The 12961-nt window shown below is 60.8% G+C and carries 8 protein-coding genes; 3 read left to right on the forward strand and 5 right to left on the reverse strand.

Annotated features, from left to right (window positions below; all coding sequences use genetic code 11):
• Nucleotides 1–41: 41 nt before the first annotated feature.
• Together F8N62_RS10110 and F8N62_RS10115 are read left to right on the forward strand one after the other, a co-directional pair.
• The gene (locus F8N62_RS10110) at nucleotides 42–1259 is read left to right on the forward strand and encodes an amino acid deaminase (protein WP_150710829.1); all 1218 of its coding nucleotides are present in this window, start codon (nucleotides 42–44) and stop codon (nucleotides 1257–1259) included.
• A gap of 130 nt (nucleotides 1260–1389) precedes the next feature.
• The gene (locus F8N62_RS10115) at nucleotides 1390–2310 is read left to right on the forward strand and encodes a sugar kinase (RefSeq protein ID WP_150710830.1); all 921 of its coding nucleotides are present in this window, start codon (nucleotides 1390–1392) and stop codon (nucleotides 2308–2310) included.
• Nucleotides 2311–2417: 107 nt separating this feature from the next.
• Here F8N62_RS10115 and F8N62_RS10120 read toward each other — a convergent pair whose 3' ends face one another.
• Both F8N62_RS10120 and F8N62_RS10125 read right to left on the reverse strand, forming a co-directional pair.
• Nucleotides 2418–2693, reverse strand: coding sequence for a peptidylprolyl isomerase (locus tag F8N62_RS10120; RefSeq protein WP_007898282.1), 276 nt, complete (start codon nucleotides 2691–2693; stop codon nucleotides 2418–2420).
• A gap of 54 nt (nucleotides 2694–2747) precedes the next feature.
• Nucleotides 2748–5285, reverse strand: coding sequence for a PAS domain-containing protein (locus F8N62_RS10125; RefSeq protein WP_150710831.1), 2538 nt, complete (start codon nucleotides 5283–5285; stop codon nucleotides 2748–2750).
• 118 nt (nucleotides 5286–5403) lie between these two features.
• Between F8N62_RS10125 and F8N62_RS10130 the strand changes: the two genes are divergently transcribed.
• A complete protein-coding gene (locus F8N62_RS10130; RefSeq protein ID WP_150710832.1) occupies nucleotides 5404–6513 on the forward strand; it encodes a PilT/PilU family type 4a pilus ATPase in 1110 nt (369 codons plus the stop codon).
• 271 nt (nucleotides 6514–6784) lie between these two features.
• On the opposite strand, the gene F8N62_RS10135 is transcribed toward F8N62_RS10130, so the two are convergent.
• Genes F8N62_RS10135 through mexE form a run of 3 tightly spaced genes read right to left on the reverse strand, consistent with a single transcriptional unit; the run spans nucleotide 6785 to nucleotide 12672 of the window.
• Nucleotides 6785–8212 carry an efflux transporter outer membrane subunit gene (locus tag F8N62_RS10135; protein ID WP_150710833.1) on the reverse strand — a complete coding sequence of 476 codons (1428 nt, stop codon included), beginning with the start codon at nucleotides 8210–8212 and terminating at the stop codon, nucleotides 6785–6787.
• Nucleotides 8212–11403 (reverse strand): efflux RND transporter permease subunit, encoded by a 3192-nt coding sequence (locus F8N62_RS10140; protein ID WP_150710834.1) that lies wholly within the window; start codon nucleotides 11401–11403, stop codon nucleotides 8212–8214. The genes F8N62_RS10135 and F8N62_RS10140 overlap by 1 nt, the downstream gene beginning before the upstream one ends.
• 15 nt (nucleotides 11404–11418) lie before the next feature.
• Nucleotides 11419–12672 (reverse strand): multidrug efflux RND transporter periplasmic adaptor subunit MexE, encoded by a 1254-nt coding sequence (gene mexE / locus F8N62_RS10145; RefSeq protein ID WP_150710835.1) that lies wholly within the window; start codon nucleotides 12670–12672, stop codon nucleotides 11419–11421.
• Nucleotides 12673–12961: the final 289 nt, after the last annotated feature.

Below are 12961 nucleotides of genomic sequence, written 5' to 3' on the forward strand. Positions count from 1 at the left end.
CAGCGGCGGCTAACCGCCGCGAACATGTAAGGAGTTCGACCATGTCTTCTGCCCAAAATACTGCCGCCGTGGAAAAGGGTTTCGCCCAGACCGGCGCCCATCTGGTGCGCGACGTCAGCCTGCCTGCGTTGGTGCTGCATCGCGAAGCGCTGGAGCACAATATTCGCTGGATGCAGACGTTCGTCAGCAACAGCGGTGCCGAGCTCGCGCCCCACGGCAAAACCAGCATGACCCCGGCGCTGTTTCGCCGCCAGCTCGATGCCGGTGCCTGGGGCATTACCCTCGCCAGCGCCACGCAAACCCGTGCGGCCTATGCCCATGGCGTTCGTCGGGTGTTGATGGCCAACCAACTGGTTGGCACGCCGAACATGGCGTTGATCGCCGATCTGTTGGCGGACTCGAGCTTCGATTTCCATTGCATGGTCGACCACCCGGACAACGTTGCTGATCTCGGTGCGTATTTCGCTTCGCGCGGCGTGCGCCTGAACGTGATGATCGAGTACGGCGTGGTCGGCGGCCGTTGTGGTTGTCGTTCGGAAGAAGAAGTGGTCGAACTGGCCAAGGCCATTGCGGCACAACCGGCGCTGGCGCTGACCGGTATTGAAGGCTATGAAGGCGTGATCCATGGCGATCATGCGGTCACCGGCATTCGCGAGTTCGCCGCGTCGCTGGTGCGCCTGGCGGTGCAGTTGCAGGACTGCGGCGCGTTTGCGATTGCCAAGCCGATCATCACCGCGTCGGGCTCGGCCTGGTACGACTTGATCGCTGAATCCTTCGAAGCGCAGAACGCCGCCGGACGTTTCCTCAGCGTGTTGCGCCCCGGCAGTTATGTCGCGCACGACCACGGCATTTACAAGGAAGCGCAATGCTGCGTACTCGATCGTCGCAGCGACTTGCACGAAGGGCTGCGCCCGGCGCTGGAAGTCTGGGCTCACGTGCAATCGTTGCCGGAACCCGGTTTTGCGGTGATTGCGCTGGGCAAACGCGACGTGGCCTACGACGCCGGCCTGCCGGTGCCGTTGTTGCGTTACAAGGCCGGCGTCGTGCCGGCCACGGGTGATGACGTCAGTGCCTGCAAGGTGACGGCGGTGATGGACCAGCATGCATTCATGACCGTGGCAGCGGGAATTGAGTTGCGGGTCGGGGACATTATTTCGTTCGGCACTTCGCACCCGTGCCTGACGTTCGATAAGTGGCGCACCGGGTGTCTGGTGGATGAGCAGTTGAATGTCATCGAAACCATGGAAACCTGTTTCTAGAGGTTGCGACCGAGGTGCGGCCTTCGCGAGCAGGCTCGCTCCCACAGGGGACAGCGTTCCATTGTGGGAGCGAGCCTGCTCGCGAAAGCGGCCGACCAGACACCACTGAATTTCCTGAGACACACTAACAATGAACACTCCCAACACCCCGCGCATCGCCCTGATCGGCGAATGCATGATCGAGTTGCAGCAACGCGCCGATGGCAGCTTGCAGCAAAGCTTCGGCGGCGACACCCTGAACACCGCGGTCTACCTGTCCCGCGAACTGGGCGCGGCCGGTACGGTGGATTACGTCACCGCCCTGGGCGATGACAGTTTCAGCGACGCCATGTGCCAGAACTGGGCCGCTGAAAACATTGGCCTGAGCAAGGTTCAGCGCTTGCCCGGTCGCTTGCCGGGTTTGTATTGCATCCAGACCGACGCCGCCGGCGAACGACGGTTTCTTTACTGGCGCAACGAAGCGGCCGTCCGTGATTGCTTCACCACCCCGGCAGCGGCGCCGATCCTCGCGGCGCTGCCGGACTACGACGTGCTGTATTTCAGCGGCATCACCCTGGCGGTACTCGGTGCGCAAGGTCGGGAAAAGCTGCGCGAAACGCTGATCGAAGCCCGCCGGCGGGGCGCTCGAATTGTCTTCGACAATAACTATCGGCCGCGTCTGTGGGCATCGGTCGAGGAAGCGCGGGCAGCCTATCGCAGCGTGCTGCCGTTTGTGGACATGGCGTTGCTGACGGTCGACGACGAGCAGGCGTTGTTTCAGTTTTCCGATTGCGCGGCGGTATTTGCCGCTTACGAGCAGATCGGGACACCGGAGGTGGTGCTCAAGCGCGGCGCCGAGGCGTGCCTTGTTCGCTGTGCGGGGGAGGTGTTTGAAGTGCCGGCGCAGAAGGTCGAGCGGGTGGTCGACACCACGGCGGCAGGAGATTCGTTCAGCGCTGCGTATCTGGCCAGTCGGCTTAAAGGTGCCAGCCCGGCCGATGCGGCACAGGCGGGGCATGTGTTGGCAAGCCGGGTGATCCAGGTGTCGGGGGCATTGATTCCAAAAGGATGAATCGCAACCAATGTAGGAGCTGCCGAAGGCTGCGATCCGTTGATCTTGCCCGTGAAAATCAGGATCAAAAGATCGCAGCCTGCGGCAGCTCCTACGCGGATTTTTGTTCAATCGCGGTAAAAAACCTGCACCAGGTGATACCCGAACTTGCTCTTGATCGGCCCATGCACCACCCGCAGCGGCTTCTTGAAAATCACTGCATCTATCACCCCGACCATCTGCCCGGGCCGTACTTCACCCAAGTCACCGCCGCGTTTGCCGGACGGGCAAGTGGAGTACTTTTTCGCCAGCACATCAAAGGCTTCACCCTTGGCGATGCGTTGTTTGAGCTGCTCGGCTTCTTCCGAGGTTTTCACCAGAATATGGCGGGCTTGAGCTTTCATCAGACAGGTACCTGGTCACGGTGTTGACAGCAAGGCGCGCGATTATGCCTCAACTCACTCGGGTTGGCCGATCATCATGCGAATCTTGTTGGCCAACAGGTCAATGGAAAACGGTTTGGCGACCATGTCCATGCCTTCATCGAGAAAGCCCTGACGCTCCGCCGCTTTTTCCGCATACCCGGTCATGAACAGCACCTTGAGCTGCGGCCGGTGCTGACGGGCGATTTCCGCCAGTTGCCGACCGTTCATGCCGGGCAGCCCGACATCGGTCACCAGCAGATCAACGCGCAAGTCCGACTCGAGCAAGGGCAGGGCGGCTTTCGCGTCTTCGGCTTCGTGGGCGTGATAACCCAGTTCGTTGAGCAAATTCAACACCAGCATGCGCACCGCCGGATCGTCCTCTACCAGCACCACGGTTTCCCCGGCAATCGCCGCCGGAGCCTCGCCGCTGTACGGCATCAAGGTGTTTTGCGGCGCCGTGATGTTCAGCCGTGGCAGGTACAAGCGCACGCAGGTGCCCTTGCCTGGCAGGCTGTCGAGGCTGACATACCCGCCTGACTGTTGGGCAAACCCGTAAATCATCGACAAACCGAGACCTGTACCCTGGCCGATCGGTTTGGTGGTGAAGAACGGGTCGAATGCCTTGGCCAGCACAGAGGGCGTCATGCCGGTGCCGTTGTCGCTGACCGCAATCATCACGAAGTCCCCGGCCTGGATCGTTTCCAGTGGAGTAATGTCACGACTGTCGAGGTACACATTCGCGGTTTCGATCAGCAACTCGCCGCCATCGGGCATCGCGTCACGGGCGTTGATCACCAGGTTAAGCAGGGCGTTTTCCAGTTGGCTGACATCGGTGCTGACGGGCCAGATCTCTTTGGCCAGTCGCAGGTTCAGCTCGATGTGATCGCCCTTGGTGCGGCTGAGCAGGTCTTCCAGTGAATGAATCAGCTCGTTGGCATTCAGCGGCTTGCGATCCAGCGATTGGCGTCGGGAGAACGCGAGCAAGCGATGGGTCAGCGCGGCAGCGCGGTTGGCCGAAGACACGGCCGCTTCGGTAAAGCGGCCGATTTCAGCGGCGCGCCCCTCGGCGATGTAGCGTTGCACCAGGTCGAGGCTGCCGATGATCCCGGTGAGCATGTTGTTAAAGTCATGGGCGATGCCGCCAGTGAGTTGGCCGACCGCTTCCATTTTTTGCGCATGGCGCAGGGTGTCTTCAACGCGCTCGCGCTCGACCATCTCGTTTTGCAGGCGCTGGTTGGCTTCCGCCAGTTGCCGGGTGCGTGCGGCAACACGTTCTTCAAGGGTTTCGTTGAGATTGAGCAGCGCTTCTTCGGTCCGTTTGCGCTCGGTTTCGTCGATCACGAAAATGTAGAAACCGTTCACGGCGCCGTTTGCACCATGGCGCGGCAAATAATTCATCAAGGCCTGACGGATGCTGCCGTCACGATGCGGCGTACGAATGCTGAAACAGCAGGTTCTGCCCGCCAGCGCCTCGGCGATGTATGGGGCGCGCAAGGCGTAAGCTTCTTCACCCAGCACTTCAAGAACCGTCCGACCGTACAGTTCCTGAGGCGTCAGGCCATACCAGTCCAGGTAAGCGGCGTTGTTCAGGCGGAAACGTTCCTCGCTGTCGACATAACTGATCAGGATCGGCATGGCGTTGATGATCAGTTGCAGCTCGGTCTGGCTCTGGCGCAAGGCTTGTTCGGTGTGTTTGCGCTCGGTCAGGTCGAGGGCGGCACCGAGGAAGCGGATCGGCCGGCCATGGTGATCCTTGTAGCAGCGACCCCGGGCAAATACCCAGCGTAACTGGCCGTCGGGTTGCAGCAGGCGGTATTCCTCGGCGTACTCGGTGGCGTGGGTGATGCATTGCTTGATGCTGCGAGTGACCATCGAGCGGTCTTCCGGGTGCACCGCTTCCAGGTAGGCGCTGATGGGTAACTGGCTGGCGAGCAGGGGATCGATGCCGTGCAATTGGGCGAAGTGGGCGTCGGCGATAAAGCGGTCTTCGTTGATGTCCCAGTCCCAGGTGCCGACGGCGTCCGTGGCAGCCAGCGCCAGTTGCAGGCGTTCTTCGGTTTCGCGCTGCGCTTTCAGGCTGGCCGCCGAGCGTTGCTCCAGTTCGAGGGCGATGCGCCGGCGTTCGTTGGTTTCGATGGCGGTGACCAGAATCCCGGCGACCTCGGCGTTTTCATCGCGGATCGGGCTGTAGGTCAGATCCAGCCAGAACTCGGAATCGTCACCGTTGCGATGCAAGGTAAAACGCTGTTCGCTGTAGGTCCGCACCTGGCCTTGCAGGACGGCGCTGTATATCGGGTCGGTAAAGTCTTTGAGTTCTGGCCAGATTTGATGCGTTGGCTGTCCGAACGCGTGCGGATGCTTGTCGCCCGCCAGCAGGGCAAAGCCGTCATTGTAGATCTGGGTGAGTTGCGGGCCCCACAACAACAGCATCGGCATGGGCGAGTGAATCACGATGTCCACCGCGGTGCGCAGGCTCTGCGCCCAGTGACTGGCGGCGCCCAACGGGGTGCGTGTCCAGTCAATTCTGGCAATCAAGGCCTGGGCATCGCTACCGAGGGGTGATGCATTCATCATGGTGTCCTGCACGTCAGTCGGTGTGGCGGCGTCTACTATCCTAAGGCAGTAGTTGCTGGATGACCCGTTTTCAGGTCTTTTGTGTTCATTCAATGCTTCGCGGGTGCTTTTTTCCATGGAAATCGATGTGCTGTTGAAGATCCTGGCCAGCCGGGACGGTTCCGATCTGTACCTGTCCACCGGCGCGCCGCCCTGCGCAAAGTTTGACGGTGTGCTCAAACCCTTGACCGACCAGCCGCTCAAACCGGGGGAAATTGCCGATATTGCCTCGTCCATCATGGACGCCGAACAGCGGCTGGAGTTCGATCGCGAACTGGAGATGAACCTGGCCATTTCGTTGCCGGGTGTCGGGCGCTTTCGGGTCAATGTTTTCAAGCAACGCAACGATGTGTCGATCGTGGCGCGCAACATCAAACTCGACATTCCGCGCTTCGAAGACCTCAACTTGCCGTCGGTGCTGCTGGAAACGGTGATGCTCAAACAAGGCCTGATGCTGTTTGTCGGCGCCACCGACTCGGGCAAGTCTACCTCACTGGCGGCGTTGATCGACTATCGCAACCGTCACAGCAGCGGCCACATCATCACCATCGAAGACCCGGTCGAGTACATCCATCGGCACAAGAAATCGATCATCAATCAACGCGAGGTCGGGGTCGATACCCGCAGTTTTCATGCGGCCTTGAAGAACACCCTGCGCCAGGCGCCGGACGTGGTGCTGATCGGCGAAATCCGCGACCGCGAAACCATGGAGCATGCGCTGGCGTTTGCCGATACCGGGCATCTGGTGATCTCCACGTTGCACGCCCACAACGCGAATCAGGCGCTGGACCGCATCATCAATTTCTTCCCGGAGGAACGGCGCACACAGCTTCTGCATGACCTGGCCAACAACCTGAAAGCGTTCGTTTCCCAACGCCTGGTACGGACCCGTGACGGGCAGCGCAGGGCCGCCGTTGAGGTGATGCTGGGCACACCGACCATTGGCGACCTGATCCGGCGCAACGAAATGGACGAACTCAAAGGGATCATGGAGAAATCCGCGGAGCAGGGCATGCAGACGTTCGATAGCGCGCTGTACGCGTTGGTGGTTGAAGGTGCGATTGATGAGGAAGAAGCGTTGAAGCATGCGGACTCGGTGAACAATTTGCGCTTGCGGCTGAAGTTGCATGCCGAAACCACACCCGGCCCCCACTCGCCACCGGGGGAATGGGGGTTGATGGACTAACCATCCTCAATATCACCGCTACCCCCCTGTAGGAGCGAGCTTGCTCGCGATGGTGGTCAAGTTGACGCGCGATACCTGAATCAACTCGTTGCTCTCGGGTTTTTCGCGAGCAATCGAGCGTCGACCGGCTGCTCCTACAAGGGGTTTCGCGAGCAGGCTCGCTCCCACAAGGGGCTGTGGTGGATTCAGAATTGCAGCCAAAAAAAACCCCGCGACCGAATGAGGCGCGGGGCTAAAGAAAGGTTGGTTGCGGCCAACCAAAGGAGCGCTGTTACTTGCTCGCGACCGTCTCCGGTTGCCAGCCGCCGCCAAGGGCTTTGTAGATCGCGACGATGCCGCGATACAGATCGACTTCGGCCTGGGCCTGGGTGTCTTCGGCTGCCAGACGTTCGCGTTGCGCATCGAGCAGGACGAGGAAATCCGACGAGCCTTCGCGGTAGCGAATTTCGGCCAGATCGGCCGCTGCACGGCTGGATTCACTCTGACGGATCAGCGAAATCAGGCGTTGCTGGCGTTTGCCGTAATCACTGAACGCGTTTTCCGATTCTTCCAGCGCCAGCAACACTTGCTGCTCGTACGTCGCCAGTGCGCCTTCGGCATCCGCGTCGGCACCGCGCAGTCGGGCACGCACACTGCCCAGGTCAAAGGCTGCCCAGGTGATGCTCGGGCCCAGCGCCCAGGCGTTGGCCGCCGCGGAACCGATCTGCGAACCGCGCCCGGCAGTGAAGCCCAGGAAACCGCTGAGGCTGACCCGTGGAAACAGGTCCGCCTTGGCCACGCCGATACGCGCTGTGGCAGACGCCAGTTGGCGTTCGGCGCTGCGAATGTCCGGACGACGCTGCAGCAGTTCGCCCGGATCACCGATCGGCAGCGCTTTGGCAATCGCCGGCAAATCTTTCGGGCTCAGGTCCACGGTCAGCTTGTCCGGGCGCTCACCCAACAGCGTGGCGATACGGTTTTTCTGCCGAACCTGCTCCGCCTGAAGTTGCGGCACGCTGGCTTCGACAGACGCAAGGCGCGCATCGGCGCGCACCACGTCGAGCTGATCGCCAACGCCGGCATCACGCAGGCTTTCGGTGATCTTGCGCGATTCCTGCTGGTTGTTCAGGTTGGCCAGGGCAATCTTTTCCCGCAGTTGCGCACCGCGCAGCTGACCGTAGGCGTCCACCAGTTCGGCAATCATGCTGACTTGCAGTTGGTACAGATCGGCTTCGGCCGCTTGCTGCTCGGCCTCGCTGGATTCCAGGTTGCGCTGGATCCGGCCAAACAAGTCGAGTTCCCAGGCCATGTCCAGACCCAAGTCATAGCGTTCGCTGTTGACCCGTTTAGTGGTCTGCCCGGGAATCTGGCCTTTGCCCAGATCACTGCTGGCGCGGCTGGTGATGGTCGGCATGGCGTCATTGCTGGCGTCATCGCGAATCGCCCGAGCCGCTTTCCAGCGGGCAAAAGCGATGCGCAGATCACGGTTGCCTTGCAGCGATTGCGTCACCAACTGGTTGAGGGTCGGGTCTTCAAACTGCTGCCACCAGATGCCTTCGAAACGCGAGCGGTCGAAGTTCTTCTGACCGGCAGCGCCATCGGTGGCGGTGGCGGTGGTGATGTTGGCCCGCTCGGTGGCCGGGGTCTGGTAATCCGGGCCGACGGCACAGGCACTCAGGGCCAGTACCAGCAGGCTCGGCAGGAAGGCTTTCAGGCTCATTAATGCGCCTCCAGTTGATTGGCCACTTTCAGTGCCTTTGCCGCTTTACGCTTTTCACCGCGCTCCACGAAGTTACGGATCAATACGTAGAACACCGGTGTCAGCAACAGACCGAAGAAGGTCACCCCGAGCATCCCGGAGAACACCGCCACACCCATGGCGTGACGCATTTCGGCACCGGCACCGCTGGAGAACACCAGTGGCACCACACCCATGATGAACGCAAAGGAGGTCATCAGGATCGGCCGCAGACGCAGGCGGCAGGCTTCCAGTACCGCGGCGAGCGGGCTGAGGCCTTCGTCCTGCTGTTTATCCTTGGCAAACTCGACGATCAGAATCGCGTTCTTACAGGCAAGTCCCACCAGTACGATCAGGCCGATCTGGGTAAAGATGTTGTTGTCGCCTCCCGAAGCAATTACCCCGACGATGGCCGACAGCAGGGTCATCGGTACGATCAGGATCACCGCCAGCGGCAGGCTCCAGCTTTCGTACTGCGCCGCGAGCACCAGGAACGCCAGCAATACGCAGAGCGGGAACACGAACAGTGCGGTGTTGCCGGACAGAATCTGCTGGAAGGTCAGGTCGGTCCACTCGTAGGTCATGCCGTTCGGAAGTTCTTCCTTGAGCAGTTTCTCGATGGCTTTTTCGGCCTGGCCAGAGCTGTAGCCCGGGGCCGCCGCGCCGTTGATTTCAGCGGTGATGAAGCCGTTGTAATGCATAACGCGATCCGGGCCCGAGGTGTCGCTGACCTTGATGAAGGTCGCCAGCGGGATCATCTCGCCTTTGTTGTTGCGCACTTTCAACTGACCGATCTGATCCGGCTCGAGACGGAACTGCTGCTCGGCCTGAACGTTGACCTGGTAGGTACGACCGAAGCGGTTGAAGTCGTTGGCATACAGCGAACCCAGGTAAATCTGCAGGGTGTCGAAGATGTCGCTGACGGCGACACCGTGGGTCTTGGCTTTTTCCCGATCGATGGCAGCATCGACCTGCGGTACGTTCACGGTGTAGCTGGTGAACAGCGCGGCCAGTTCCGGCACGTTATGGCTCTTGTTGATGATGTTCATGGTTTCTTTGTACAGCTCGTCGTAACCCAGGTTGCCCCGGTCCTCGATCTGCAAGCGGAAACCACCGATGGTGCCCAAACCTTGTACCGGCGGCGGCGGGAAGATCGCCATGTAGGCTTCCTGAATCCCGGCGAACTGGCCGTTCAGTGCACCGGCAATCGCACCGGCGGACATGCTCGGGTCTTTGCGCTCATCGAACGGTTTGAGCGTCACGAACACGATGCCGGCGTTCGGACTGTTGGTGAAACCGTTGATCGACAGGCCAGGGAACGCCACGGCACTTTCCACGCCAGGCTGTTTCAGGGCCAGGTCGGACATGCGTTTGATCACGTCTTCGGTGCGGTCCAGGCTGGAAGCGTCAGGCAATTGCGCGAAGGCCACCAGGTATTGCTTGTCCTGGCCGGGTACGAAACCGGTCGGCGTATTGGAGAAACCGAAGAAGGTCAGCACCATCAGACCGGCGTAGACGATCATGGCGATGCCGCTGCTGCGGATGACCCGGCCGACTGTCCCGACATAGCCATGGCTGGCGCGTTCGAAGAATCGGTTGAACGGACGGAACAGCCAGCCGCCCAGTAGTTTGTCGAGCACTTTGGTAAAGCGGTCTTTCGGCGCGTCGTGGCTCTTGAGCAGCACGGCGGCCAGGGCAGGGGACAGTGTGAGCGAGTTGAACGCCGAGATCACCGTCGAGATGGCAATGGTCAGGGCGAACTGTTTGTAGAACTGGCCGGTGAGCCCGGAAATGAACGCCGCCGGGATAAACACCGCACACAGCACCAGTGCCGTCGCAATGATCGGTCCAGTCACCTCGCGCATGGCTTTCTTGGTGGCTTCTACGGGCGTCTCCCCTAGCTCGATGTGCCGTTCGACGTTCTCCACCACGACGATGGCGTCATCGACCACGATACCGATGGCCAGGACCAGGCCGAACAGTGACAGGGCATTCAGCGAGAAGCCGAACAAGTGCATCACCGCAAACGTACCGATCAACGACACCGGCACCGCCACCAACGGAATGATCGAGGCGCGCCAGGTTTGCAGGAACAGAATCACCACCAGCACCACGAGAATCAGCGCTTCGAACAGGGTGTGAACCACCGCCTCGATGGAACCGCGCACGAAGATAGTCGGGTCATAGACGATGCTGAAGTCCATGCCTTCCGGGAAGTTTTTCTTCAACTCCGCCATCTTGTCGCGTACTTCGTTGGAGATTTCGATCGCGTTGGAACCCGGACGCTGGAAGATCGGGATCGCCACCGCCGGTTGGTTGTTCAGCAACGAACGCAAGGCGTATTGACTGGAACCCAACTCGATCCGGGCAATGTCTTTAAGTCGGGTGATTTCACCGTTGTCGCCGGAGCGAATGATGATGTTCTCGAACTCTTCTTCGGAAACCAGACGCCCTTGGGTGTTGACGGACAACTGGAACGCTGTGGCATTCGGTGCCGGCGGGGCACCCAAGGCACCCGCCGCCACTTGACGGTTCTGCTCGCGAATCGCCGTTACGACGTCAGTCGCGGTCAGGTTGCGCGAAGCGGTCTTGTTCGGGTCGAGCCAGACGCGCAGGGAATAGTCGCCCATGCCGAACAGCTGCACATCACCGACACCGCCCAGGCGCGCCAGCTCATCCTTGATGTTGAGCAGGGCGTAGTTGGACAGGTAGAGCATGTCGTAGCGTTTGTCCGGCGAGGTCAAGTGCACAACCATGGTCAGGTCGGGCGACGCCTTGTCGACAGTGATCCCGATGCGCGTCACTTCCTCGGGAAGTTTCGGCTCGGTACGTGTCACCCGGTTCTGCACCTGCACCTGTGCGTTGTCCAGGTCAGTGCCCAGCGCGAAGGTGATGGTCAGGGTGATCTTGCCGTCAGCGGTGGACTGCGAGGACATGTACAGCATGTTCTCGACGCCGGTGATGGCTTGCTCCAGCGGAGCGGCCACGGTTTCACCGATAACTTTCGGGTTGGCGCCCGGGAAGTTGGCGCGGACCACCACAGTCGGCGGTACGACTTCCGGGTATTCGCTAATCGGCAATTGGAACAGCGAGATGGCACCGGCGATCAGGATCAGCAACGACAGCACCGCTGCGAAGATCGGCCGGGAAATGAAGAATTGGGAAAAATTCATCGGAGTTGTTGTCCCTTAACCGCGTGGAGTCGCGGCAGCCACTTTCACAACCGACCCCGGCGCGACCTTGGCAGGTGCGACTTGGGGCAGGTTGCTGGCTTCCAGCGCTTGTCGTTGTTGGGCGAGTGCCGCGAGGGTTTGTTCGCTGGCCATCGGGATGACTTCAGGGCTGACCGGGGAGCCGGGACGAACCCGCTGCAGCCCCTTGACGATGACCGTGTCCTCTTTGCTCAAACCGCTGCGCACGATGCGCAACCCTTCGATCTTCGGACCCAGTTCCACCGAGCGGTAGACGGTCTTGTTGTCGGCATCCATCACCAGCACGAATTTTTTGCCGAGATCGGTGCCGACTGCTTCGTCGTTGATCAGCACGGCGGAGTAGGTGCCGCTGCCGACCAGTTTCAACCGGGCATACAAGCCAGGGGTGTACTGTCCGTCGGCGTTATCAAAGACCGCACGACCACGAATGGTGCCGGTTTTCGGGTTGACCTGGTTGTCGACGAAGTTCATCACGCCCTGGTGCGGGTTGCCGTCTTCGTTGGACAGACCGAGGTAAACCGGAGTGGTCGCACCGCGTTTGCCCTGGCGAGCGAGCTGGGTGTACTTGAGGAACACACGCTCGTCGGCGTCGAAGTAGGCGTAGACCTTGTCGGTGGAGACCACGCTGGTGAGCGCGGTGGTGTCGGCGGTCACCAGGTTGCCGGCGGTGATTTCCGCACGGCTGACGCGACCGCTGATGGGTGCGGTGACGCGGGTAAAGCTCAGGTTCAGTTTCGCCAGATCCAGTTGCGCTTGCAGGGCGCCGACAGCGGCGCGGGCTTCTTGCGAAGCGCTGGTGCGCGAATCGGCCAACTCGGCGGAAATCGCATTGCTGGTGCGCAGGCGCTCGCCGCGCTGGGCTTCGTTTTCGCTGCGGGTCGCGTTGGCGCGGGCCTGGGCAACCAGGGCTTCGAGGCGGCGGACTTCAGCCTGGAATGGGCGCGGGTCAATCTGGAACAGCAAGTCGCCTTTCTTGACCAGCGCGCCTTCGGTGAAGGCCACGTCATCGATCTGGCCGGAGACCCGTGGACGAATCTCTACCGTTTCCGGCGCTTCAAGGCGCCCGGTGAATTCGTCCCACTCATTGACCGGTTGTTCCAGCACCTTGGCGACGCTGACTTTCGCCGCAGGCAGGGTCGCGGCAGACTCCGGAGCCTTGCCGCACGCGCTCATCACCAGCACGGCCAACAAGGCCAACGGGAAGCGCAAATGTTTGAGTGATTGTTCCATGGATGCATCCGCCAATGTATTGAGAATGGGCGGATGATGCTCGGCGGGGGAGGTAACGCACGAATCGAATGAAGCGAAGGTAACTATCATTCGGAATGATATAAGTCCGAACACAGCCCTCTAGCATGCACCTGGGATCGGGACGCGATCAATGTGCCTGATGGCAACTCTGTGTTGCCCGGAATGCAAAGGAAAGTCGTTAGACCGAGTCGCTTCCTTCGCGGGCAAGCCCGCTCCCACAAGGATTGCGCTGAACCTGTGGGAGCGGGCTTGCCCGCGAAGGGGCCCT

The organism is Pseudomonas fluorescens, assembly GCF_902497785.1.
Taxonomy (GTDB): domain Bacteria; phylum Pseudomonadota; class Gammaproteobacteria; order Pseudomonadales; family Pseudomonadaceae; genus Aquipseudomonas; species Aquipseudomonas fluorescens_BO.